The sequence below is a fragment of the Williamsia sp. R60 genome (assembly GCF_054063855.1).
Map to the genome: position 1 here is coordinate 1,452,650 of NZ_JBSSGR010000001.1, position 22,408 is coordinate 1,475,057.

Consider the following 22,408-nt stretch of genomic DNA (forward strand, 5'->3'; position numbering starts at 1 on the left):
ACACTGAGACCGCAATATTCATGACAAGAGGGAGGCCCCACGTGACCCAGGCACCAGTACGCACAGACATTCTGGACGTCGCGCGCGAGCAGGTGTTGGAACGCGGTGAAGGGCTCACTCAAGAGCAGACACTGCAGATCCTGCAGCTGCCCGACGACAAACTGACCGATCTTCTTCAGCTCGCGCACGACGTGCGGATGAAGCACTGCGGGCCAGAGGTCGAGGTCGAGGGCATCATCTCCCTCAAGACCGGCGGTTGCCCCGAAGATTGCCATTTCTGCTCGCAGTCCGGCTTGTTCGCATCACCGGTGCGCAGTGCGTGGATCGACATCCCGGCTCTGGTCGAGGCCGCCAAGCAGACTGCCAAGTCCGGTGCCACCGAGTTCTGCATCGTGGCGGCGGTACGCGGTCCCGACAAGCGGCTGATGGCTCAGGTTGCTGCCGGCATCGAAGCGATCCGCGCCGAGGTCGACATCCAGATCGCCTGCAGCCTGGGCATGTTGACCCAGGAACAGGTCGACGAGCTCAAGGCCATGGGCGTGCATCGCTACAACCACAACCTCGAGACCGCGCGCTCGCATTTCCCGAACGTCGTCACCACCCATAGCTGGGAAGAGCGTTTCGGCACCCTGAAGATGATCCGCGAAGCCGGTATGGAGGTCTGCTGCGGCGGCATCCTCGGCATGGGCGAGACGCTGGAACAGCGAGCCGAGTTCGCCGCGGATCTGGCTGCCCTCGATCCCGACGAGGTTCCGCTCAACTTCCTCAACCCGCGTCCGGGTACCCCGTTCGGGGACCTCGACGTGTTGCCGGCTGCCGAAGCCCTCAAAGCCGTGGCCGCCTTCCGTCTGGCACTGCCTCGCACCATCCTGCGGTTCGCCGGTGGCCGGGAGATCACCCTCGGTGACCTCGGCGCAAAGCAGGGCATCCTCGGCGGGATCAACGCGGTCATCGTCGGTAACTACCTGACCACCCTCGGCCGTCCGGCCGAGACCGATCTGGATCTGCTCGAAGAGCTGCAGATGCCGATCAAGGCCCTCAACGACTCAATCTGACAGTTCGCATCTCAAGGAACGCTCCGACGATGACCGACATCCCCGCGCCGCTGGCCACGCCTCTCACCTTCGGGGTGTACACGGGCGTGCGGTTGGAGCTCGAGCACCCGGACTCGGTGCCCAAGGCCGCGCAGTTGGGCCTGGAACCGCCGCGATACTGCGGCCAGTGTGGGCGCCGGATGGTCGTTCAGGTCCGTCCTGACGGATGGTCGGCGCGCTGCTCACGACACGGCACGGTCGACTCGGTGGAGCTGGCGCAGCGTTGACCGGTCCGCGCCGGGCGTTGTCGCCTCCTGCATCGGCGGCCGCGCTGGTCGTGGCGGGGATTGTGTTGGTCGCGATCGCATGGGGAGTGGTCTGGGGCCTGCTCACCCCGGGCATCGACGGCCGGGTGATCGAATCGGGCCGGGCGGTTGCCATCGGTGACGCCGGCACCGAGTTCTCCGCCCTGGCGGTCTTCTTCTGTGTGGCACTGGCCGCCGGTGTGGTGCTTGCCGTGGTGCTCTGGGTCTCTCCGTCGCTCCGTGGTCCGTTGGGCGTGGTGGTGTTGACCGTGTCGACGATCACGGCCGGTGTCGGGGCGGTATGGGTGGGCGATGCCATTGCGCGTCTGCGCTTTTCGGGTCGAGATGGGGTGGCGGTAGGGCAGGAGTTCACTCAGCCGCCCAGCCTGCGTATCGTCGGCGCCCAGCTCGACATCTCCGGCGGAGTCGGATTCTCGTGGGCGCTACTGGTGATCGCGCCTCTGACCGCGCTGGTCACCATCATCTTGCTGGTCGCTCTTGAACGCGGCGAACCCCGCGAGTCGACGACCGACGAGGGTGCCCCCGCCGAAGCGAGTGCGTCGCACCGATAGTGACGTCCTGCACAGGCACTTGCGCAGAAACAGTTGTAGTTTCACAATAGTTTCGTGACCAAACCATCCGAGGATCTCAGCCGCAATCGCAAGGTGGCGATTCTCGCGACCTGCTGTCTCAGCCTGCTGATCGTCTCGATGGACGCGACCATCGTCAACGTCGCGATCCCGTCGATCAGGAGTGACTTCGAAGCCACGCCCACCGAATTGCAGTGGGTGATCGATGTCTACACGCTGGTGTTGGCCAGTTTGCTGATGCTCGCCGGAACCACCGCAGACCGATTCGGGCGGCGGCGGGTGTTCCAGATCGGCCTGACGTTGTTCGCTCTGGGCTCGCTTCTGTGCAGCCTGGCACCCAATGTCGAGGTCCTCATCGCCGCCAGATTCCTCCAGGCGGTGGGCGGTTCGATGCTCAACCCGGTGGCCATGTCCATCATCACCCAGACGTTCTCCGGCCGGGTCGAACGTGCTCGGGCGGTCGGCGTCTGGGGTGCGGTGGTCGGGGTCTCGATGGCGCTCGGCCCGATCGTGGGCGGCGTGCTCATCGATCTGTTCAGTTGGCAGTCGGTGTTCCTGATCAACCTCCCGATCTGCCTGATCGCGGTGATCGCCACCATTGTTGTTGTGCCCGAATCGAAGTCGCAACGCGTTCGCGGACTCGACCCCATCGGACAAGGCCTGGCAATCGTGTTCATGGCTGGTGTTGTCATCGGGTTGATCGAAGGACCCGGCATGGGCTGGACCGATTGGCGGACGATCGGGATTTTTGTGGTGGCGATCGTCGCATTCGGCGGTTTCTGCGCCTACGAACTGCGCCGGACCGACCCGTTCATCGAACTACGGTTCTTCCGCAGCATCCCGTTCTCGGCGGCCACCGTCACCGGCATCTGCGCCTTTGCCGCCTATGGCGCGTTCCTGTTCATGATGTCGATCTACCTGCAGGGAATCCGCGGCTACTCCCCGGTGGAGACAGGTCTGATGTTCCTGCCGATCGCGATCGGCACCATCATCTGCTCGCCGTTGTCCGGACGCCTGGTGGGCCGCTATGGAACGCGCCCGTCCCTGGTGTTCGCGGGTGTGATGCTCGCTCTGGCATCGAGCCTGCTCACGCAACTGGGACCGAACACGCCCAACTGGCAGATGCTCATCGTCTTCGGCATGTTCGGGGTCGGTTTCGGAACCGTGAACGCGCCGATCACCACGGCTGCTGTCAGCGGGATGCCGCGCGAACGCGCAGGTGCTGCGTCGGCGATCGCATCGACGAGCCGTCAACTCGGGATCAGCGTGGGGGTGGCACTGTCGGGGACCATCGCCGGATCGGTGATCGCGGCCGGGCCCGAGTCACCGGTGTCCGTCACCGCGATGGCTCCGCTGTGGTGGGTGACGGCGGGACTCGCCCTCACCATCGCGGGACTGGGGATCTTCTCCACCACCGAGGCGTCGGCGCGCACCACGTCGCGGGTTGCCGACCTGTTCGCCGAGTCTGACGAGAAGCCGATCGTCCAGCCGACGCATCACACCCCCGCCGGCGGCAGGAGCCGGTGATGGGGGATCAGCGTGACGAGGTGTGGCGCACGATGACAACGCTGGTGCACAGCAACCGCGAGACGTGGCGCCGCGCGGTGATCGACCAAACGGGGTTGCCGTTCAGTCGATTCCGGATGCTGAGCCGGCTCGACGGGGGTCCACTCACCATGAAACAGCTGGCGTCGGCGGCCACGGTGGACGCACCTGCCGCCACGGTGGCCGTGACAGAGCTGGAGCAGCGGGGACTGGTGGACCGTCGAACGGACCCGGCCAACCGGCGTAGCAAGGTGGTGTCGCTGACCGAGGCGGGGCGGGAGATGCTCGATGCGGCACGAGCGGTCGAGGATCCGGCGCCCCTGCCTTTCGACGCGCTCAGCGACGACGAGGTGGTTTCCCTCGCGGTTCTCCTGGCCAAACTGGCCGAACACACGCGGACCGGGTGAGCGCCTCCGCGGCGGATCAGGGCGGCGGGCGAAGCGTCGCGAACTCGTCGGTGATGCGCAGTTGTTTGTCGGCAAAACGGTAGAGCGCCGGCGGCCGCCCACCCGATGGGCCGGTCCGTCCGACTGTTCCTGTTGCGGTGATCACGCCGCGGCGGGACAAGATGCGCAGCAGATTGGTCGAGTCCACCGGGTAGCCGAGGGCAGCGCAGTAGATGTCGCTCAGTGCCGACATCGAGAACTCGGCGGGCGCGAGTGCGAACGCGATGTTCGTGTACGACAACTTCGCAGCCAGTCTCGACCCTGCCCGTTCGACGATCTGGCTGTGGTCGAAACTGATCTCCGGCAGTTGCGAGACCGGGTGCCACCGGGTGTCGGGTGGCAGATTCGGCTGTGAGTCGGACGGCACCATACCGAGATATGAGGACGCGATGACACGCGGTCCGGGCATCCGTTTGGGGTCGGAGAAGACCGACAGTTGCTCGAGGTGGGCGACTTCGCGCACGTCGACCTTCTCGGCCAACTGCCGAAGCGCCGAGGTCTTGAGGTCCTCGTCGGCTCGAAGGCCGCCGCCGGGCAGCGACCACGATCCGGCCTGCGGGTCGAACGCCCGCTGCCACAGCAAGACCGAGAGCTGGGGAGCGTCGGAGTCGCCCGATTCGCGCACCTGGAACACAGCGCAGAGCACTTCATGAAAGACGCTCGGCGCGGGCATGGCTGCGAGTGTAGTGGGTGAGCGGTGCCCTGTTTGACCATGTCGAGGGGGTCGCGGATGCGGCCTTTCGATGGCCCGCGGCGGGCGAGTGCTACGATCGGGTCGAGGTTTTCGATCTACAGTCGAAAACCCCAGCCCAGGTATCCCAGGCCGGCCACCGTAGGTCGGCGCCACGAACAGGAGGTGGTTGGACATGACCACCACGGAACTCCCGATCGGCTCTACCGCACCTCTCTACACCGGAGTCGACCCCACGCCCGAATGGTTCGCCGAGATCAAGCGCCTGGCCAAGGCGCGCAACGCGACCTTGCTGGCTCACAACTATCAGTTACCTGCCATCCAGGACGTCGCCGACCACGTGGGCGACTCCCTTGCGCTGTCGCGCATTGCGGCCGAGGCCGAGACCGACGAGATCATCTTCTGCGGCGTGCACTTCATGGCGGAGACGGCCAAGATCCTCAGCCCCGACAAGCGGGTGCTCATCCCGGACGAGCGGGCCGGATGTTCGCTCGCGGACTCCATCACCGCCGAGGACCTGCGGGCCTGGAAGGCCGACTATCCGGATGCGGTGGTCGTCTCCTACGTCAACACGACGGCAGAGGTGAAGGGTCTCACCGACATCTGCTGTACGTCGTCGAACGCCGTCGATGTGGTCAATTCCATCGACCCCGACCGTGAGGTGCTCTTCCTCCCCGACCAGTTCCTGGGAGCCCACGTCAAGCGGGTGACCGGCCGCACGAACATGCAGATCTGGGCCGGCGAGTGCCACGTGCACGCCGGTATCAACGGTGATGAGCTGACGGAGAAGTCTCGGACCCACCCGGACGCCGAGTTGTACGTGCACCCCGAATGTGGTTGCGCCACTTCGGCTCTCTACCTCGCGGGCGAGGGCTTCGTGCCGGCAGACAAGGTCAAGATCCTCTCCACCGGTGGGATGCTCGACGCCGCCCGCGCCACCGGCGCAACACAGGTGCTGGTGGCCACCGAGGTCGGCATGCTTCACCAGCTGCGCAAGGCTGCCCCGGACGTCGATTTCCAGGCGGTCAACGACCGCGCGTCCTGCCCGTACATGAAGATGATCACCCCGGCCGCTCTGCTGCGTTGCCTCACGGAGGGCAAGGACGAGGTGCACGTCGACGCCGCCACGTCCGAGCGCGCCCGGCTGAGCGTGCAGCGAATGATCGAGATCGGCAATCCGGGGTCGGGGGAGTGACGGCGGGCAACCCTGCCGGCACCGCTGAGGTCGCGGCACTGATCGCGACCGCACTGGACGAGGATCTGCGCTACGGACCCGACGTCACCACGGCCGCAACGGTTCCCGAGGGAGCAGTTGCGACCGCGGCCCTCGGGAGCCGGCAATCCGGTGTACTGGCCGGCCTCGATGTTGCACTACAGGTGTTCGATGCGGTGATCGGCAGCGGCGCGTACGAGGTGCTCGACCGCCTCGAGGACGGCGCGGTGGTCGAACCGGGCACGGTCGTCGCGACGTTGCGAGGCCCGGTCGGTGGACTGCTTGTCGCCGAACGCACTGCGTTGAACCTTCTGTGTCACCTGTCGGGGATCGCCACCGCCACCGCGCAGTGGGTCGCCGAACTCGATGGCACTGGCGCCAAGGTCCGTGATTCTCGAAAGACGTTGCCCGGCATGCGATCGCTCCAGAAATACGCGGTGCGGTGTGGCGGGGGAGAGAACCACCGGATGGGATTGGGCGACGCTGCACTGATCAAGGACAACCACGTGGCCGCGGCGGGTTCTGTCACGGCCGCGTTGCAGGCGGTGCGTGCCGCGTCGCCAGACCTGCCGTGTGAGGTCGAGGTGGACTCGCTCGAACAGCTCGACGAGGCACTGCTGCTGGAGGCGGAGCTGGTTCTGCTGGACAACTTCCCGTTGTGGCAGACCCAGATGGCGGTGCAGCGCAGGAACTCGCGATCGCCGAAGACCAAACTCGAGTCCTCGGGTGGTCTGAGTCTTGATGTCGCCGAGGACTACGCCCGAACCGGTGTCGACTTCCTCGCTGTCGGAGCGTTGACCCACTCGGTCATCGCGCTCGACCTCGGATTCGATTGGGTCGGCGACTAGTCCTCCGCAGGGGTGGGCTCGTCGGCCCGAGTTTCCGACCAGGGGCCGGGGACATATGCGTCTGTACGATTGAATACGGCGCTCGACGCCATTCATTCGCACCACCCACCCATCCCCTGGAGGTAGAACACGTGCCGACCGTCAATGCCTACGCCGCGATGTCCGCGACGGAAGAGCTGGTCCCCACCACCATCGATACTCGTGAGGTGGGTCCGCACGATGTTCGCATCGCGGTTGCGTACGCCGGCATCTGTCACTCGGACATCCACACCGCTCGCAATGAGTGGGGGCACACCACATACCCCGTGATCCCCGGCCACGAGATCGCCGGAACGGTCTCCGAGATCGGTGCCGAGGTGACCAAGTACCAGGTCGGCGACCGAGTGGGGGTCGGTTGCTTCGTCGACTCGTGCCGCGAGTGTGAGGCCTGCATTCTCGGGCAGGAGCAGTACTGCACGCGAGGGATGGTCGGTACCTACAACGCCACCGGCCGCGACGGCAAACCCACCACCGGCGGATACGCACAAGAAGTGGTGGTCGATGCCAACTACGTGCTCCGGATCCCGGACTCCCTGGGACTCGACGTGGCAGCTCCGCTGTTGTGCGCCGGCATCACCACCTACTCGCCTCTGCGGCATTGGGGTGCGGGGCCGGGCAAACGGGTCGCGATCATCGGTCTCGGGGGACTGGGTCACATGGGCGTCAAGATCGCTGCGGCCATGGGCGCCGAGGTGAGTGTGATCTCGCAATCCCTCAAGAAGATGGAAGACGGATTGCGGCTCGGCGCGCAGCACTATTACGCCACCGACGACCCGGCAACCTTCAAGCAGCTGCGCGGAAAGTTCGATCTCATCATCAACACGGTGTCGGTCAACTTCGACATCAACAAGTACATGGGCATGCTCGCGCTGAACGGCACGCTGGTGGAACTCGGGCTGCCGGAGAAGCCGATCTCGGTCCGGGCGATGTCCTTGACCGCGAACCGGCGTTCGCTGGCCGGCTCGATGATCGGCGGCATCGCCGAGACCCAGGAGATGCTGGACTTCTGCGCCGAGCACGATCTGGGTTCGGAGATCGAGGTCATTCCCGCACAGCAGATCAACGAGGCCTACGAGCGGGTGATTGCTTCCGACGTCCGCTACCGGTTTGTCATCGACAACTCGACGCTGTGAACCCGCCGGTCGTCATCTGAACGTCTGACGCGCTTGTCTCCGGTCCCGCGATCTGCGATCGGGAACAAGCGCGCCGAGCAGGAAGTTGACGATCGAGATGATCACCGACCCCCACACCGCGGTCCAGAACCCGTCGATGCTGAGCCCGAACTCGGTGGAGTCGGTGATCCACGCGGTCAGCAGCAGCATCAAAGCGTTGATGACCAGCGTGAACAAGCCGAGTGTGAGGATCAGCAGGGGGATCGACAGCAGTTTCACCACCGGCTTGATCGCGGTGTTCACCACGGTGAACACCAGGGCGATGAACAGGACGATCAGGACCTGTGCGGACGTGTCGCGGCCGTCGGTGGCGATGGAGATGCCGGTGACGAGCGCCGCGGCCATCCAGATCGCGATGGCGTTGATCAGCAGGCGGACGACGAAGACCATGTGCTGATCCTAGGGCCGCCGGTGAAAACGGCTGGCCGCACCGCATATCCTTGAACTCGGATCCATAGCGCACTGTGGATCGCCGACCCACCCGTCAGGAGTATTCGCCGATGCTTGCCCGCACCGACCTACGCGGTGCCCGTGCCACCACTGCTCAACTGCGCCGGGCGATGCCGCGCGGCGCGACCGACGTCGACGCAGTCCTCGGACAGGTCAAGCCGGTGATCGACGCGATCCGCGACCGCGGGGCCGAGGCCGCCCTGGAGTACGGAAAAAAGTTCGACGGCGTCGCACCCGACACCGTGCGGGTCCCGGCCGAGTTGATCGACCAGGCCCTGGCCGACATCGACTCGAACGTCCGCGCCGCACTCACCGAGTCCATCGACCGGGCTCGGAAGGTGCACGCCGACCAGCGCCGCACCGATGTGACAACTGAGGTCAGTCCAGGCGGAACGGTGACCGAGCGCTGGATCCCCGTGAGCCGTGTGGGTCTGTACGTGCCCGGCGGCAACGCCGTCTACCCGTCCAGCGTCGTGATGAACGTGGTGCCAGCCCAGGAAGCCGGCGTCGACACCCTGGTGGTCAGTTCCCCGCCTCAAGCACAGTTCGGCGGCAGGCCACACCCGACCATCTTGGCGGCGTGCGCGCTGCTCGGGGTCACCGAGGTGTGGGCGGTGGGCGGCGCGCAGGCGGTGGCACTGCTCACCTACGGCGGCACCGACACCGATGGCGCCGACCTCGATCCGGTCGACCTCATCACCGGCCCCGGCAACATCTACGTCACCGCCGCAAAACGGTTGTGCCGCAGCGTTGTCGGGATCGACTCGGAGGCAGGCCCCACCGAGATCGCGATCCTCGCGGACGATTCGGCGAACCCGGTCAATGTGGCCGCCGATCTCATCAGTCAGGCCGAGCACGATGTGATGGCGGCGTCTGTCCTGGTCACCGACAGCACGGCTTTGGCCGATGCCGTGGAGGCCGAGCTCGACGTACAGATCGAGCGCACCACACACAGCGAACGGGTACGCACCGCGCTGGGCGGATCGCAGTCAGGTGTGATCCTCGTCGACGACATCGAGCAGGGACTGCGGGTGGTCAATGCCTACGCGGCCGAGCACCTCGAGATCCAGACCCGCGACGCCAAGGGTGTTGCGGCGCAGGTGCACAGCGCCGGCGCCATCTTCGTCGGCGACTTCTCGCCGGTCAGTCTGGGTGACTACTGCGCGGGTTCCAATCACGTGCTGCCCACATCGGGGTCGGCTCGGTACAGTTCGGGACTGTCGGTACAGACATTCCTGCGTGGCGTCCACGTCATCGACTACGACGAAGCCGCTCTCAAAGAGGTCTCCGGGCATGTGCAGACACTTGCGCGTGCCGAGGATCTTCCCGCCCACGGCGAAGCTGTCCGCCTGCGGTTCGCCGGCGCGGTGGACAGTACCGGCGGCGAGCAGCGGTGAGCGCTCCTAGCAGCCGCATCGGGTTGGACGACCTTCCGCTCCGCGAGTCGCTGAGGGGCCAATCACCCTATGGCGCACCGCAACTGGAAGTCCCATATCGGCTGAACACCAACGAGAACCCGCACCCACCGTCGCAGGCGCTGGTCGACGACCTGGCAGAGTCGGTGCGTGCTGCGGCAAGTCAGTTGCACCGCTATCCCGATCGCGACGCCGTTGCCCTGCGTACGGATCTGGCCGCATACCTCACCACCCGGACCGGCATTCGGCTCGGTGTCGAGAACTTGTGGGCAGCAAACGGATCCAATGAAGTGTTGCAGCAGTTGTTGCAGGCCTTCGGCGGGCCCGGACGAACGGCACTTGGATTCGTGCCCTCGTACTCGATGCATCCGATCATCTCCACGGGTATCGACACCACCTGGATCGAGGCCAAGCGCAGCGCCGATTTCTCGTTCGACCTCGACGTGGCACTGGCCGCGATCGAGGAACTGCGGCCCGACGTGGTGTTCCTGACGTCGCCGAACAATCCGACGGGTGGCTCGATACCGCTGGAAGAGATGCGGGCAGTCGCAGCGGCGGCGCCCGGCATCGTCATCGTCGACGAGGCCTATGCGGAGTTCTCTGCGGCACCGAGCGCTGTGGCGCTGATCGAGGAGTTCCCGGCCACGGTTGTTGTCAGCCGAACCATGAGCAAGGCGTTCGCGTTCGCCGGAGGACGGCTCGGTTACCTGGCCGCCGACCCGGCAATGATCGACGCCCTGCTGCTGGTCCGTCTGCCGTATCACCTCTCGGTGATCACGCAGGCCGCCGCGCGCGCGGCACTGCGGCACGCCGACGACACCCTCGCGGGAGTCTCGGCCATCGTCGCCGAGCGCGAACGGGTCACCGCGGGACTGACCGACCTCGGCTTCCACGTGGTGGACTCCGACGCCAACTTCATCCTGTTCGGCGACTTCGCCGACGCCACAGCCAGCTGGCAGCACTACCTGGACGGCGGTGTGCTGATCCGGGACATGCACATCGCCGGGCATCTGCGTGCGACCATCGGCCTGCCCGCCGAGAACGACGCACTGCTGGCACGCAGTGCCGAACTGGCCGGCTCCGACCTCGTAGGAGGACAACAACAATGACAACCCAGGCTCGCGTCGCTCGGATCGAGCGCACCACCCGCGAATCAGCCATCACCGTCGAGATCAACCTCGACGGCACCGGCAACACCGAGATCTCCACGGGGGTGGCGTTCTACGACCACATGCTCACCGCGTTCGGGGCACACGGCAGTTTTGACCTGACCGTCGCGGCGAAGGGCGACGTGGAGATCGAGGCGCATCACACCGTCGAGGACACCGCGATCGTGCTCGGCCAGGCGATTCGACAGGCGCTGGGTGACAAGTCGGGTATCCGTCGCTTCGGCGACGCATGGATCCCCATGGACGAGACGCTCGCGCAGGCGATCGTCGACGTCTCGGGCCGGCCCTACTGCGTGTTCACCGGAGAACCCGACCACCTTCTCACCAGCACGATCGGTGGCAACCCGGGTGTGCCGTACCACACGGTGATCAACAAGCACGTGTTCGAATCCCTGGCGATGAACGCCCAGATCGCACTGCATGTCCGCACGCTGTACGGTCGCGACCCCCACCACATCACCGAGGCGCAGTTCAAGGCAGTGGCACGCGCTCTGCGGGCGGCGGTGGAGCCAGACCCGCGGGTGAGCGGGGTTCCCTCGACGAAAGGTGCGCTGTGAGCAACACCGGAAGCGGCACCGAAGGCCGCACAGTCGCCATCCTCGACTACGGATCGGGCAATCTACGCTCGGCGCAGCGAGCGCTCGAGCGCACCGGTGCCGACGTCACCGTCACCTCGGACGCACACGCGGCCCTGGAGGCCGACGGACTCGTCGTGCCCGGTGTCGGAGCCTTCGCGACATGCATGGAAGGGCTGCGCGAGATCAAGGGCGACCGCATCATCGATGACCGGCTCGCCGGCGGTCGCCCGGTACTGGGCATATGCGTCGGGATGCAAATCCTGTTCGAACGGGGCGTCGAGTTCGGTGTCGAGGCCGACGGGTGCGGGCAGTGGCCGGGCACGGTCAGCGCGCTCCCGGCTCCGGTGCTCCCGCACATGGGCTGGAATACCGTTGAGGCGGAGCCGGATTCGGTCCTCTTCGAGGGTATGCCTCCGGAGGAGCGGTTCTATTTTGTGCACTCGTATGCGGCCCAGACATGGGAACTGCACTCCGAGGGACATTTCAAACCCGCCAAGCTCACGTGGTCCGAACACGGTGGTCGATTTCTCGCCGCCGTCGAGAACGGGCCACTGAGTGCGACCCAGTTCCACCCGGAGAAGTCCGGTGACGCCGGAGCCCGGCTCCTGCGCAACTGGGTGCGGTCGTTGAAGTGAGCTCGACCTGCCCGACCGCGATCACACGCGGACGGCGATGAGCCCGGCGCGCCAGTTCTCTTTTGCCCGGCTCGCCGTGTTCGCACTCGGCGCCGGCACGGCGGTTCTGGTGCTCTCGGTGCCCGTGGTGATCTGGTTGGCGCAGGTCGCGCCGCTGGCCGCCCTCGTCGTCGCGCTGCTGGCACTGGTGGTCGCGGTGGCGGCGATGGGTATTGTGGCCAACCGGATGGTTGACCGGGCAGCCCATGCCGATGACGCCGAGATCGACCCGAAGAACACCGAAAGGGATTGACACACAGCATGAGCTCACGACTTGAACTGCTTCCGGCGGTCGACGTGGCCGATGGCCAGGCGGTGCGGCTGGTGCAGGGCGCCGCAGGCAGCGAGACGTCCTACGGTTCTCCGCGAGAGGCCGCATTGACGTGGCAGCGCGACGGTGCCGAGTGGGTGCATCTGGTGGACCTCGACGCGGCGTTCGGCCGGGGCAGCAACCGCGAGTTGCTGGCCGAGGTGATCGGTGAGCTGGACGTGAAGGTCGAACTGTCGGGCGGCATCCGCGACGACGATTCCCTCAAGGCGGCGCTCGCCACCGGCTGCGCGCGGGTGAACCTCGGCACCGCTGCGCTGGAGAACCCAGAGTGGTGCTCGCGCGCGATCGCCGAACACGGCGACCGGATCGCGGTAGGCCTGGACGTCCAGTTCGTCGACGGCTCGTACCGCTTGCGTGGACGGGGATGGGTGTCCGACGGCGGCGACCTGTGGGAGGTTCTGACCCGGCTCGAGCGCGACGGCTGTAGCCGCTACGTCGTCACCGACGTGACCAAGGACGGCACCCTCACCGGGCCCAATCTCGAACTGCTGCGCGAGGTCACCTCGAAGACCGATGCCCCCGTCGTCGCCTCAGGTGGGGTGTCGACTCTCGACGACCTCGTGGCGATCGCCGGCCTGGTCGAGGGTGGCGTCGAAGGCGCCATCGTGGGCAAGGCACTGTATGCCGGGCGGTTCACCCTGGTGGAGGCGCTCGCGGCGGTGTCGTCATGAACGTCGAACCCGCATGACCGCCACCGACGTCCCCGGTTTCCCGGCCGACCTCGATCCGAACCGTCTGCTCGCCACCGCGGCCGACGTGCTCGACTCGGTCACCGCCCGCTTTCGTGATGGTCTGGGTGCACCCAGCGCGATCACCAAGGGCCACACCGACTTTGCCACCGAGTTCGATCTGGAGCTGGAACGGATCATCTCGGCCGAACTGCAGGAGCGCACCGGGATCGGTGTGCACGGTGAGGAGTACGGCGGCCCCGACCTCACCGAAGGCACCGTCTGGGTGGTCGATCCGATCGACGGCACGTTCAACTACTCGGCCGGGGTGCCGGTGGCCGGGATCCTGCTGGCGCTGCTGCACAACGGACTGCCGGTGCTGGGACTCACCTGGCTCCCGCTCTCGGATCTGAAGTACGCCGGGTTCGTGGGTGGCGGACTCACCTGCAACGGCAAGCTGCTCGATCCGCTGCCGACCCTGCGGCTCGACGAAGCGATGCTGGCCTTCGGTGCCTTCAACCTCGACAGCCGCGGACGCTACCCCGGGTCGTTCCGGGTGGAGTTGCTCGGCGAGCTCAGCAGACGGACTGCCCGACTGCGTCTGTTCGGCAGCACCGGCTTCGACCTGGCCCTGACCGCCGGTGGCCAGATCAACGGCGCGATCAGCTTCGGCCACCACGCCTGGGACAACGCGGCGGGCGCCGCGCTGGTGCTCGCTGCGGGTGGTCAGATCAGCGACCTCGCGGGCGAACCGTGGACGGTCAACTCACCGTCCATCCTGGCCGCTGGGCCAGGGGTGCACGGCGAACTGGTCGAGCTCATCTCGCAGCTCGGCGATCCACGTGCGTTCGAGGTTCCGAAGGAGAAATACCGATGACGGTCGCCGTACGGGTCATCCCGTGTCTGGACGTCGATGCCGGCCGTGTGGTCAAAGGGGTCAACTTCCAGAACTTGCGCGACGCCGGCGACCCTGTGGAACTGGCCGCGGCATACGACGCGGACGGGGCCGACGAGCTCACCTTCCTCGACGTCACCGCCTCCAGTGGAAACCGCGGCACCATGCTCGATGTGGTCAAGCGCACCGCCGATCAGGTGTTCATCCCGCTCACCGTGGGCGGTGGGGTCCGCACGGTCGCCGACGTGGACCGACTGCTGCGGGCCGGTGCGGACAAGGTCGGTGTGAACACCGCCGCCATCGCCAACCCCGATGTGCTCGGCGAGATGAGCCGGCACTTCGGATCGCAGTGCATCGTGTTGTCCGTCGACGCCCGCACTGTGCCCGACGGCGAGTCACCGACCCCATCGGGTTGGGAGGTCACCACCCACGGAGGCCGTAAGGGCACCGGCATCGACGCGGTCGAATGGGCCAGACGCGGCCAGGACCTCGGGGTCGGGGAGATCCTGCTGAACTCGATGGACGCGGACGGCACCAAGAACGGTTTCGATCTCGACATGATCACCGCTGTCCGGGCCGCGGTCCAGGTCCCGGTGATCGCCAGTGGCGGAGCGGGCGCGCTGGAACATTTTGTCCCTGCGGTGCGTTGCGGGGCAGACGCGGTGCTGGCCGCCTCGGTGTTCCATTTCGGCCAGCTCACCATCGGTCAGGTCAAGGACGCGATGCGGGCCGAGTCCATCCCGGTTCGCTAGCGCGCGGCCCGTTTCAACCCCAGGAGTTCCCATGTCGCTCGACCCGGAGACAGCCGGCAAGCTCAAGCGCAATGCCGACGGTCTGATCTGCGCGGTGGTGCAAGAAGCCGGGACCGGCGATGTGCTGATGGTCGCGTGGATGGATGACGACGCCCTCGAACGAACATTGACCACCCGTGAGGCCACGTACTTCTCCAGATCACGCGGCACCCAGTGGATCAAGGGCGCCACGAGTGGCCACACCCAGAAGGTTCTCGAGGTGCGCCTGGACTGTGACGGCGACACCGTGCTGCTCACGGTCGAGCAGACCGGCGGGGCATGCCACACCGGCGACCACAGTTGTTTCGACGCGGATGTTCTCTTCACCTCCATCTCGTGAGCAGCTCCCGTCAGAACCCACAGCGACCGCACAATTCCAGCGACGCAGAACCCAGCGAAACAGTGAGGCCGACATGCCGTTGATCCAGATCTCTCAGACCCCAGGACTCAGCGACCGGGTCAAGCGCGAGACCATCGCCGCGGTCACCGAGGCCTACGCCCGCGCAACAGGGAAGAACCCTGATTCCGTGTGGGTCACGATCACCGAGGTACCACGCACGCAGTGGGGTGTCGGTGGGGAACCGCTCGGTCAATAGCGGCGGCCGACCGGGACAAAGTCCGTTGATGAAATGATGGTCGGGATGCCGAACAAGACCACAGCCGCCGCACCCGCCGGGGGATTCTCAGACACCACCACGCTGGCCGAGTTCCTCGACCTCGCCGCCGACCATCGGGTGGTCCCGGTGACCCGCAAGGTTCTCGCCGACGCGGAGACCCCGCTGTCGACGTACCACAAACTGGCCGGTGACCGGCCCGGGACCTTCTTGCTGGAGTCGGCGGAGAACGGGCGCTCGTGGTCGCGATGGTCGTTCATCGGGGCGGGTTCACCGTCTGCGTTGACCTCCGTGGACGGTGAGGCGACGTGGTGGGGGACCAGGCCGGCCGGCGCGCCGTCAGGCGGCGACCCACTTGCCGCACTCGCCGAGGCGTTGAAGATCCTGGCGACGGACCGGCTGCCCGGATTGCCTCCGTTGACCGGCGGGTTCGTCGGGTTCCTGGCGTACGACGCCGTTCGGCGGCTCGAGCGTCTGCCCGACACCACCGAGAACGATCTGCACCTGCCCGAGATGCTGATGATGCTCGCCACCGACATCGCAGCAGTCGACCACCACGAGGGCACCATCACGCTGATCGCCAACGCGGTCAACTGGGACGGCACCGCCGAACGCGCCGAGCTCGCCTACGCCGATGCGCTCGCCCGGCTCGACACGATGACGGAGGCGCTCGCCGCTCCGGCGCCCTCGACGGTGTCCACCTATCGGCCGGTCGAGCCCGAGTTCACTGCTCAGCGCACCCGGGAGGAGTACGGCACCATCGTCACCAGCCTCGTGTCGGAGATCGAGGCCGGCGAGGCATTCCAGGTTGTACCGTCCATGCGTTTCGAGATGCAGACCGACGCCGAGCCGATCGACGTGTACCGGGTGCTGCGCACCACGAACCCCAGCCCGTACATGTACCTCCTGCGCATCCCCGGCATCGGACGCGCGGACTTCACGATCGTCGGATCCAGCCCGGAAGCGCTTGTGACCGTCAAGGATTCGGTGGCAACCACTCATCCGATCGCGGGTACCCGCTGGCGTGGGGACACCGAGGCGGACGACCTGCTGCTCGAGAAGGATCTGCTGGCGGACGAGAAGGAGAACTCCGAGCACCTGATGCTCGTGGATCTGGGACGCAACGATCTCGGCCGCGTGTGTGAACCGGGCACCGTGCAGGTCAGCGACTACCGGCACATCGAGCGGTACAGCCATGTCATGCACTTGGTGTCCACGGTGTCGGGCCACCTGCGTGATGACAGCACCGCGCTCGACGCGGTGAACGCGTGCTTCCCGGCGGGGACCCTGACCGGAGCACCCAAGGTGCGCGCGATGGAACTGATCGACGAGCACGAGAAGACGCGGCGAGGTCTGTACGGGGGTGTGGTCGGTTACCTCGACTTCGCCGGCGATGCGGACACCGCCATCGCGATCCGTACCGCGGTGATGACCGAGGGCCGGGCCTACGTGCAGGCCGGAGGAGGCGTGGTGGCCGACAGCCAGGCTGACTACGAATACAACGAGGCCAGCAACAAGGCGCGAGGTGTCCTCAAGGCCATCGCCGCCGCCGAGACGATGTCACGAGTGGGTGGCGACCGATGACCGAACCCGGCGATACGACGAACCCCGGCGAACTGCCGTCCGGTGAGGCGGTGGCCGGCCGTCGCGGCGGTGGACGTGGCCGGCGGCTCGGCGTGATCGCCGTTCTGCTCGGAGTGGCGGCGGTTGCGTTCTGGGCCGCCTCACGCATGACGTGGGCCGAACTGATCGCCGCAGACGGCATGGCGCCGCCCCGCACGTTCACGGTCAAAGGCTCGGACTGGACGCTGCTGTTGACCCCGCTCGCGATCGTCCTGCTGGCCGGGATCGCTGCGGCCGCCTCCCTGCGTGGGTGGGCGCTGCGAATCGCCGCCGTCATCGTCGCGGCCATTGCCGTGCTCGGGATCCTGCCCGCGATCACCCTTCTCACCGGCGATGACCACACGACCTACGCCGCGAAGGTGATTGACATGCCGGCGCGGTATCAGCCGCTCGAGGTCGACACCTCGGTGCTGCCAGGCATTGTCGTGCTTCTCGGTGCGCTGGCAGCAGTGCTCGGGGCCGTGGTCATGCTGCAGACGGCCGCCCTGGATGCCCCCATGTCGTCGAAGTACAAATCGCCTGCGGCACGCCGGGCCGAGCTCGAGGAGCAGGTGTTCGCCAAGCGTGAGGCCGACAAGAAGTCGGGGCGGATCTCCGGCTCGAACGACCCCCGGGAGGGCGGGCGCACCTCGTCCACCGAGGCGGCCGGGGACGGTGCGCCGAACAACGAACGCATGCTTTGGGACGCCCTCGACACAGGCGATGATCCGACCGTCGGTCCGTCCGATCGGCAACCGTGACGCGTCTCACGTACCGGCCTGGTACCCCGAATCCGAACGGTATGGCAGCGCAGCTACCCTTTGTGTACGGAAATCACGAGCAGCTGTGGCCGTTAGCGTGTTGCGCGCAACCTCGCCAGTAGCGTGAGAAAGGGGTTGATCATGAGCACGCAAACCGTCCTTGACTCGATACTTGCCGGGGTGAAAGCAGACGTCGCCGCACGTGAGTCCGTGATCGACTTCGCGTCCATCAAGGCCGCCTCGGCCAAAGCGCCGGAACCCAAGGACGCCCAAGCCGCGTTGCGGGAACCCGGCATCGGTGTCATCGCCGAGGTGAAGCGGGCCAGCCCGTCCAAGGGCGATCTGGCCGACATCATCGATCCGGCCGCACTGGCCACCGCTTACGAGTCCGGCGGAGCCCGGATCATCAGTGTGCTCACCGAGGAACGGAAGTTCCGCGGTTCGCTCGCTGACCTCGACGCGGTTCGCGCCGCGGTACAGGTGCCCGTCCTCCGCAAAGACTTCATCGTGGGGCCCTATCAGATCCACGAGGCGCGGGCTCATGGCGCCGACGTCATCCTGCTCATCGTCGCCGCGCTCGAACAGAACGTCCTGGCGTCGCTGCTCGACCGCACCGAGTCGCTCGGGATGACCGCGCTGGTAGAGGTCCATACCGAAGAAGAAGCCGACCGGGCCCTACAGGCCGGTGCGTCGGTGGTGGGCGTCAACGCCCGCAATCTCAAAACCCTCGAAGTCGACCGGGACAGCTTTGCGCGCATCGCTCCCGGCCTGCCCACCGAGGTCATCCGGATCGCCGAGTCCGGAGTACGCGGCACCGCCGACCTGCTGGCCTACGCCGGCGCCGGCGCGGATGCCGTGCTGGTCGGGGAGGGGCTGGTCACCTCAGGTGACCCGCGCGCCGCGGTATCCGAACTGGTGACCGCCGGAACCCACCCGTCCTGTCCCAAACCAGTCCGTTAGGCCTTCGCCGCAACATGACGTCTTCGTCCTCATCTGCTTCACCGTCCCAGTCGTTCTCGGATCTGCCCCCGGCCAGTGCCGGGCTCGCCTCCCGGACGTCGTTCGAACCGGATCGCGGCGGGCACTTCGGTGTCTACGGCGGACGGCACGTCCCCGAGGCCCTGATGGCCGTCATCGAGGAAGTGACCGCCGCCTACGAGAAGGTGCGTTCGGATGACGAGTTCCTCGGGGAGCTCGACCGGCTCCAGCGCGACTACACCGGTCGCCCCTCACCGATGTACGAAGCCCGGCGTCTCTCCGAGCTCGCGGGCGGTGCACGTATCTTCCTCAAACGAGAAGACCTGAACCACACGGGTTCTCACAAGATCAACAACGTGCTCGGTCAGGCGTTGCTCGCAAAGAAGATGGGCAAGAACCGCATCATCGCCGAAACCGGTGCCGGCCAACACGGTGTGGCCACCGCGACCGCCTGCGCGATGTTGGGCCAGGAATGCATCATCTACATGGGTCGCGTCGACACCGAACGCCAAGCGCTCAACGTCGCCCGGATGCGACTGCTCGGTGCGTCGGTCGTTGCGGTCGAAACCGGCTCGGCGACTTTGAAAGACGCCATCAACGAGGCGATGCGTGACTGGGTGACCAACGCCCACGACACGTACTACTGCTTCGGTACTGCGGCCGGTCCACACCCGTTCCCGATGATGGTCCGAGACCTCCAACGAGTGGTCGGGCTCGAGGCGCGCCAGCAGATCCAGCAAGCGGCGGGTCGACTGCCCGACGCGGTCGTCGCCTGCGTCGGCGGCGGGTCGAACGCGATCGGCATCTTCCACCCGTTCCTCGAGGACACCGACGTTAGGCTGATCGGCTACGAGGCTGCCGGTGACGGCGTCGACACCGGCAGCCACGCGGCAACGTTCACCGGCGGAACCCCGGGCGCCTTCCAGGGCGCGTACTCCTACCTCCTGCAGGACAGCGACGGTCAGACCACCGAGTCGCACTCCATCTCGGCCGGACTGGACTACCCCGGAGTCGGACCCGAGCACGCACACCTCAAGGACATCGGCCGGGCCGAATACCGGCCGATCACCGATACAGAGGCGATGGACGCACTGGCGCTTCTGAGTCGCAAGGAGGGCATCATCCCGGCGATCGAATCGGCGCACGCCGTCGCCGGTGCCCTCAAACTCGGCCAGGAACTCGGTCCCGACTCGATCATCGTGGTCAACCTGTCCGGACGTGGTGACAAAGACGTCGACACCGCCGCCAAGTGGTTCGGACTCTTCGAAGTGGATGGTCATGTCTGAATCCCCGACGGCCGACTCCCGGCTCGGCCCCCTGTTCGCCCGTTGCCGCGAGGAGAAGCGCAGCGCGCTGATCGGGTACCTGCCGGTGGGCTACCCGGATCTTCCGGGGTCGCTGGACGCGATGCGCACCATGGTCGACGCCGGCTGCGACATCATCGAGGTCGGGGTCCCGTACTCCGACCCGGTCATGGACGGACCGACGATCCAGGACGCGGCAGATCAGGCACTGCGCTCGGGTGTGCGCGTCCGGGACGTGTTCGCCGCGGTCGAGGCGATCTCCGACGCGGGTGGCAGCGCAGTGGTGATGACCTACTGGAACCCCGTTCTCCAATACGGGGTCGACGCGTTTGCGCGTGACCTCGCCGGCGCCGGCGGCCTGGGCTTGATCACCCCCAACCTGATCCCCGAGGAAGCAGACAACTGGATCGCTGCGTCCCACGAGCACCATCTCGACCGCATCTTCTTGGTGGCACCGTCGTCCACCGAGGAGCGGTTGGCCATGACACTCGAGGCCAGCAGCGGCTTCGTCTACGCGGCCTCCACGATGGGCGTCACCGGCGCCCGCGACAGCGTCTCCACCATGGCCCCGGAACTGTGTGCCCGCATCCGTCTGCACTCGGACATCCCGATCGGGGTCGGACTGGGTGTACGCAGCAAGGCGCAGGCCACCGAGATCGCCGGTTACGCCGACGGCGTGATCGTCGGATCCGCTCTGGTGAGCGCGGTGGCCGAGGGCGGCGACGCGCTTCGCGCACTGACTGCCGAACTCGCCGAGGGCGTCCGGGCGACGTACGCCGGGCAAGACCCGGTGTCGACCGAGGTCCCTTCGTGACCACTGAGCTGCTGGCGTACATCCCCAGCCCGTCGCAGGGGGTCTGGCATCTCGGCCCCTTCCCGCTGAGGGCCTACGCGCTCTGCATCATCGTCGGCATCGTCGTCGCGATCTGGTGGGGCAACCGACGCTGGATGGCGCGGGGCGGCCGTGATGGCGAAGTGCTGGACGTGGCCATCTGGGCGGTGCCGTTCGGTCTGATCGGTGGCCGCATCTACCACGTGATTACCGACTGGAACACGTACATCGGCGACGGTGCGAAAGAGCCGGTCGACGCCTTCAAGATCTGGGACGGCGGACTGGGTATCTGGGGCGCCGTGGCATTCGGCGCTCTCGGCGCGTGGATCGGGGCCCGCCGCGCCGGGATCAAGCTTCCGCCCTTCGGCGATGCCATCGCTCCACCGATCTTGCTCGCCCAGGCCATCGGTCGGCTGGGCAACTGGTTCAACCAGGAACTCTATGGAGACCGGACCGATCTGCCCTGGGGTCTGAAGATCTACGAGAGGTCGGATTCCTCGGGCTTCACCAGCCCCAACCTCATCGACGGCAAGTCCACCGGCGAGGTCTACGCGATCGTGCAGCCCACGTTCCTCTACGAGCTGCTGTGGAACCTGCTGATCGTGGCTGCACTGATCATCATCGACCGTCGGTTCCGGATCGGCCACGGGCGGCTGTTCGCGCTCTATGTGGCCGGCTACTGCGTCGGACGCTTTGTCATCGAAACCCTCCGGACAGACCCGGCCACCATGCTGTGGGACATCAGGATCAACCTGTTCACCTCGGCGCTGGTGTTCGTCTGCGCTGCCCTGTATGTGGTCATCGCGCCCAAGGGCCGGGAGACGCCGCACGACATCTATCACCCAGGTGCGGCCCCCGAGGCCGGACCCACCGAGCACCCCGTCGACGGGTACGTCGAAGACGAACGCGAACCTGCGACGGTTGCTGCTGCCGGCACCGCGAAGACTTCCGACGACGGTGCGACCCGAACACAGCGCGTCGATCTCGACAAGCCAGCCGAGTCGACCGGGCCGGCTGCCGGGCTCGAGTCCGACGCGCCGTCGACGACGACCGCGGAGGCAACACCGGACGAGGCCACACCGGTCGAGACCGCACCCGATGCGAATGCACCGGCTGAGACCGGCTCGGCCGAGTCGGCGGATGCCGCGGATACCGAGACGGTGGACAAGCCTGCGTCTGCAGGAGCCACCGCAGCAACGACCACCGAGCAGGAAACCTCGGCGACGGACAAGTCCGAGCCCGAGACGAAGAACGCGGAGACAGCCGAACCCGGCGATTCGGCAACCGAGACAGAACTGCCTCCGCCGCCCCCGGACGATCTGCCCCCAGACCCCGACATCGAGACCACCGGGGACCCGAAGCTCGACAAGGCCGCGAAACCCTATCGGAAGCCCAAGCCAGACACCGCAACCGGGGCCGACGAGAGCCCCAGCTGACCCGGTCTTTCCTCCACCTTTGCTGCT

26 protein-coding genes are annotated in these 22,408 nt (G+C 66.6%); 24 read left to right on the forward strand and 2 right to left on the reverse strand.

Annotation, left to right across the window (positions count from 1 at the left end; translation table 11 throughout):
- The first annotated feature begins 41 nt into the window (after positions 1 to 41).
- Genes bioB through ACVWY6_RS06550 form a run of 5 tightly spaced genes read left to right on the forward strand, consistent with a single transcriptional unit; the run spans position 42 to position 3,881 of the window.
- Entirely contained in the window at positions 42 to 1,055 is a 1,014-nt protein-coding gene (gene bioB, locus ACVWY6_RS06530) for a biotin synthase BioB (protein WP_023961007.1), read from the forward strand.
- Positions 1,056 to 1,084: 29 nt separating this feature from the next.
- On the forward strand, positions 1,085 to 1,321 hold the full coding sequence (gene bsaP / locus ACVWY6_RS06535) for a biotin synthase auxiliary protein BsaP (RefSeq protein WP_023961005.1): 237 nt from the start codon (positions 1,085 to 1,087) through the stop codon (positions 1,319 to 1,321).
- Positions 1,318 to 1,911: a hypothetical protein gene (locus tag ACVWY6_RS06540; protein ID WP_457536766.1), complete on the forward strand. Its 594-nt coding sequence runs from the start codon at positions 1,318 to 1,320 to the stop codon at positions 1,909 to 1,911. The genes bsaP and ACVWY6_RS06540 overlap by 4 nt, the downstream gene beginning before the upstream one ends.
- Positions 1,912 to 1,965: 54 nt before the next feature.
- The gene (locus ACVWY6_RS06545; protein WP_457536768.1) at positions 1,966 to 3,456 is read left to right on the forward strand and encodes an MFS transporter; all 1,491 of its coding nucleotides are present in this window, start codon (positions 1,966 to 1,968) and stop codon (positions 3,454 to 3,456) included.
- Entirely contained in the window at positions 3,456 to 3,881 is a 426-nt protein-coding gene (locus tag ACVWY6_RS06550; protein WP_457536769.1) for a MarR family winged helix-turn-helix transcriptional regulator, read from the forward strand. The genes ACVWY6_RS06545 and ACVWY6_RS06550 overlap by 1 nt, the downstream gene beginning before the upstream one ends.
- 16 nt (positions 3,882 to 3,897) lie before the next feature.
- Here the strand turns inward: ACVWY6_RS06550 and ACVWY6_RS06555 are convergent, their stop codons facing one another.
- Positions 3,898 to 4,593: an NUDIX hydrolase gene (locus ACVWY6_RS06555; RefSeq protein ID WP_457536771.1), complete on the reverse strand. Its 696-nt coding sequence runs from the start codon at positions 4,591 to 4,593 to the stop codon at positions 3,898 to 3,900.
- Positions 4,594 to 4,786: 193 nt separating this feature from the next.
- On the opposite strand from ACVWY6_RS06555, the gene nadA reads away from it, so the two are divergent.
- The 3 genes from nadA to ACVWY6_RS06570 all read left to right on the forward strand — a co-directional run bounded on the left by nadA (position 4,787) and on the right by ACVWY6_RS06570 (position 7,844).
- The gene (gene nadA / locus ACVWY6_RS06560) at positions 4,787 to 5,806 is read left to right on the forward strand and encodes a quinolinate synthase NadA (protein ID WP_457536773.1); all 1,020 of its coding nucleotides are present in this window, start codon (positions 4,787 to 4,789) and stop codon (positions 5,804 to 5,806) included.
- Complete coding sequence (nadC, locus tag ACVWY6_RS06565) at positions 5,803 to 6,672, forward strand: carboxylating nicotinate-nucleotide diphosphorylase (protein WP_457536775.1); 870 nt, start codon at positions 5,803 to 5,805, stop codon at positions 6,670 to 6,672. Before nadA ends, nadC begins: the two co-directional genes overlap by 4 nt.
- A 158-nt stretch (positions 6,673 to 6,830) precedes the next feature.
- Complete coding sequence (locus tag ACVWY6_RS06570) at positions 6,831 to 7,844, forward strand: NAD(P)-dependent alcohol dehydrogenase (RefSeq protein ID WP_457536929.1); 1,014 nt, start codon at positions 6,831 to 6,833, stop codon at positions 7,842 to 7,844.
- Positions 7,845 to 7,856: 12 nt separating this feature from the next.
- On the opposite strand, the gene ACVWY6_RS06575 is transcribed toward ACVWY6_RS06570, so the two are convergent.
- Positions 7,857 to 8,273 (reverse strand): phage holin family protein, encoded by a 417-nt coding sequence (locus tag ACVWY6_RS06575; RefSeq protein ID WP_023960987.1) that lies wholly within the window; start codon positions 8,271 to 8,273, stop codon positions 7,857 to 7,859.
- A gap of 110 nt (positions 8,274 to 8,383) precedes the next feature.
- On the opposite strand from ACVWY6_RS06575, the gene hisD reads away from it, so the two are divergent.
- The 16 genes from hisD to lgt all read left to right on the forward strand — a co-directional run bounded on the left by hisD (position 8,384) and on the right by lgt (position 22,381).
- Complete coding sequence (gene hisD / locus ACVWY6_RS06580; RefSeq protein ID WP_457536777.1) at positions 8,384 to 9,730, forward strand: histidinol dehydrogenase; 1,347 nt, start codon at positions 8,384 to 8,386, stop codon at positions 9,728 to 9,730.
- Positions 9,727 to 10,857: a histidinol-phosphate transaminase gene (locus ACVWY6_RS06585; protein ID WP_457536779.1), complete on the forward strand. Its 1,131-nt coding sequence runs from the start codon at positions 9,727 to 9,729 to the stop codon at positions 10,855 to 10,857. Before hisD ends, ACVWY6_RS06585 begins: the two co-directional genes overlap by 4 nt.
- A complete protein-coding gene (gene hisB, locus ACVWY6_RS06590; RefSeq protein ID WP_457536781.1) occupies positions 10,854 to 11,474 on the forward strand; it encodes an imidazoleglycerol-phosphate dehydratase HisB in 621 nt (206 codons plus the stop codon). The genes ACVWY6_RS06585 and hisB overlap by 4 nt, the downstream gene beginning before the upstream one ends.
- Complete coding sequence (gene hisH, locus ACVWY6_RS06595; protein WP_457536783.1) at positions 11,471 to 12,130, forward strand: imidazole glycerol phosphate synthase subunit HisH; 660 nt, start codon at positions 11,471 to 11,473, stop codon at positions 12,128 to 12,130. Before hisB ends, hisH begins: the two co-directional genes overlap by 4 nt.
- 37 nt (positions 12,131 to 12,167) lie before the next feature.
- Positions 12,168 to 12,422, forward strand: coding sequence for a hypothetical protein (locus ACVWY6_RS06600; protein WP_023960977.1), 255 nt, complete (start codon positions 12,168 to 12,170; stop codon positions 12,420 to 12,422).
- A gap of 8 nt (positions 12,423 to 12,430) precedes the next feature.
- Positions 12,431 to 13,171: a bifunctional 1-(5-phosphoribosyl)-5-((5-phosphoribosylamino)methylideneamino)imidazole-4-carboxamide isomerase/phosphoribosylanthranilate isomerase PriA gene (gene priA, locus ACVWY6_RS06605; RefSeq protein ID WP_457536784.1), complete on the forward strand. Its 741-nt coding sequence runs from the start codon at positions 12,431 to 12,433 to the stop codon at positions 13,169 to 13,171.
- Positions 13,172 to 13,184: 13 nt separating this feature from the next.
- Entirely contained in the window at positions 13,185 to 14,045 is an 861-nt protein-coding gene (locus ACVWY6_RS06610; protein WP_023960973.1) for an inositol monophosphatase family protein, read from the forward strand.
- Positions 14,042 to 14,815, forward strand: coding sequence for an imidazole glycerol phosphate synthase subunit HisF (hisF, locus tag ACVWY6_RS06615; RefSeq protein ID WP_023960971.1), 774 nt, complete (start codon positions 14,042 to 14,044; stop codon positions 14,813 to 14,815). Before ACVWY6_RS06610 ends, hisF begins: the two co-directional genes overlap by 4 nt.
- Before the next feature lie 31 nt (positions 14,816 to 14,846).
- Positions 14,847 to 15,194 carry a phosphoribosyl-AMP cyclohydrolase gene (gene hisI / locus ACVWY6_RS06620; protein ID WP_023960969.1) on the forward strand — a complete coding sequence of 116 codons (348 nt, stop codon included), beginning with the start codon at positions 14,847 to 14,849 and terminating at the stop codon, positions 15,192 to 15,194.
- Positions 15,169 to 15,450, forward strand: a complete 282-nt coding sequence (locus tag ACVWY6_RS06625) for a tautomerase family protein (RefSeq protein WP_457536785.1) — start codon at positions 15,169 to 15,171, stop codon at positions 15,448 to 15,450. Before hisI ends, ACVWY6_RS06625 begins: the two co-directional genes overlap by 26 nt.
- Positions 15,451 to 15,483: 33 nt before the next feature.
- The gene (locus tag ACVWY6_RS06630; protein WP_457536787.1) at positions 15,484 to 17,052 is read left to right on the forward strand and encodes an anthranilate synthase component I; all 1,569 of its coding nucleotides are present in this window, start codon (positions 15,484 to 15,486) and stop codon (positions 17,050 to 17,052) included.
- Positions 17,049 to 17,831, forward strand: a complete 783-nt coding sequence (locus ACVWY6_RS06635) for a Trp biosynthesis-associated membrane protein (protein WP_457536788.1) — start codon at positions 17,049 to 17,051, stop codon at positions 17,829 to 17,831. Before ACVWY6_RS06630 ends, ACVWY6_RS06635 begins: the two co-directional genes overlap by 4 nt.
- 141 nt (positions 17,832 to 17,972) lie before the next feature.
- The gene (trpC, locus tag ACVWY6_RS06640) at positions 17,973 to 18,791 is read left to right on the forward strand and encodes an indole-3-glycerol phosphate synthase TrpC (protein ID WP_030172965.1); all 819 of its coding nucleotides are present in this window, start codon (positions 17,973 to 17,975) and stop codon (positions 18,789 to 18,791) included.
- A 14-nt stretch (positions 18,792 to 18,805) separates the two neighbouring features.
- Positions 18,806 to 20,095: a tryptophan synthase subunit beta gene (trpB, locus tag ACVWY6_RS06645; RefSeq protein WP_457536790.1), complete on the forward strand. Its 1,290-nt coding sequence runs from the start codon at positions 18,806 to 18,808 to the stop codon at positions 20,093 to 20,095.
- Entirely contained in the window at positions 20,088 to 20,927 is an 840-nt protein-coding gene (gene trpA / locus ACVWY6_RS06650; RefSeq protein WP_457536792.1) for a tryptophan synthase subunit alpha, read from the forward strand. Before trpB ends, trpA begins: the two co-directional genes overlap by 8 nt.
- Positions 20,924 to 22,381, forward strand: a complete 1,458-nt coding sequence (gene lgt / locus ACVWY6_RS06655) for a prolipoprotein diacylglyceryl transferase (RefSeq protein WP_457536793.1) — start codon at positions 20,924 to 20,926, stop codon at positions 22,379 to 22,381. The genes trpA and lgt overlap by 4 nt, the downstream gene beginning before the upstream one ends.
- Positions 22,382 to 22,408: the final 27 nt, after the last annotated feature.

Bases quoted from the DNA above. Each gene is read 5' to 3' on its own strand.
- bsaP (WP_023961005.1), top strand. From the start codon at position 1,085: ATGACCGACATCCCCGCGCCGCTGGCCACGCCTCTCACCTTCGGGGTG.
- ACVWY6_RS06550 (WP_457536769.1), top strand. From the start codon at position 3,456: ATGGGGGATCAGCGTGACGAGGTGTGGCGCACGATGACAACGCTGGTG.
- ACVWY6_RS06555 (WP_457536771.1), bottom strand. From the start codon at position 4,593: ATGCCCGCGCCGAGCGTCTTTCATGAAGTGCTCTGCGCTGTGTTCCAG.
- nadA (WP_457536773.1), top strand. From the start codon at position 4,787: ATGACCACCACGGAACTCCCGATCGGCTCTACCGCACCTCTCTACACC.
- ACVWY6_RS06570 (WP_457536929.1), top strand. From the start codon at position 6,831: ATGTCCGCGACGGAAGAGCTGGTCCCCACCACCATCGATACTCGTGAG.
- ACVWY6_RS06575 (WP_023960987.1), bottom strand. From the start codon at position 8,273: ATGGTCTTCGTCGTCCGCCTGCTGATCAACGCCATCGCGATCTGGATG.
- hisD (WP_457536777.1), top strand. From the start codon at position 8,384: ATGCTTGCCCGCACCGACCTACGCGGTGCCCGTGCCACCACTGCTCAA.
- hisB (WP_457536781.1), top strand. From the start codon at position 10,854: ATGACAACCCAGGCTCGCGTCGCTCGGATCGAGCGCACCACCCGCGAA.
- ACVWY6_RS06600 (WP_023960977.1), top strand. From the start codon at position 12,168: ATGAGCCCGGCGCGCCAGTTCTCTTTTGCCCGGCTCGCCGTGTTCGCA.
- priA (WP_457536784.1), top strand. From the start codon at position 12,431: ATGAGCTCACGACTTGAACTGCTTCCGGCGGTCGACGTGGCCGATGGC.
- ACVWY6_RS06610 (WP_023960973.1), top strand. From the start codon at position 13,185: ATGACCGCCACCGACGTCCCCGGTTTCCCGGCCGACCTCGATCCGAAC.
- hisF (WP_023960971.1), top strand. From the start codon at position 14,042: ATGACGGTCGCCGTACGGGTCATCCCGTGTCTGGACGTCGATGCCGGC.
- hisI (WP_023960969.1), top strand. From the start codon at position 14,847: ATGTCGCTCGACCCGGAGACAGCCGGCAAGCTCAAGCGCAATGCCGAC.
- ACVWY6_RS06625 (WP_457536785.1), top strand. From the start codon at position 15,169: ATGTTCTCTTCACCTCCATCTCGTGAGCAGCTCCCGTCAGAACCCACA.
- ACVWY6_RS06630 (WP_457536787.1), top strand. From the start codon at position 15,484: ATGATGGTCGGGATGCCGAACAAGACCACAGCCGCCGCACCCGCCGGG.
- ACVWY6_RS06635 (WP_457536788.1), top strand. From the start codon at position 17,049: ATGACCGAACCCGGCGATACGACGAACCCCGGCGAACTGCCGTCCGGT.
- trpC (WP_030172965.1), top strand. From the start codon at position 17,973: ATGAGCACGCAAACCGTCCTTGACTCGATACTTGCCGGGGTGAAAGCA.
- trpB (WP_457536790.1), top strand. From the start codon at position 18,806: ATGACGTCTTCGTCCTCATCTGCTTCACCGTCCCAGTCGTTCTCGGAT.
- trpA (WP_457536792.1), top strand. From the start codon at position 20,088: ATGTCTGAATCCCCGACGGCCGACTCCCGGCTCGGCCCCCTGTTCGCC.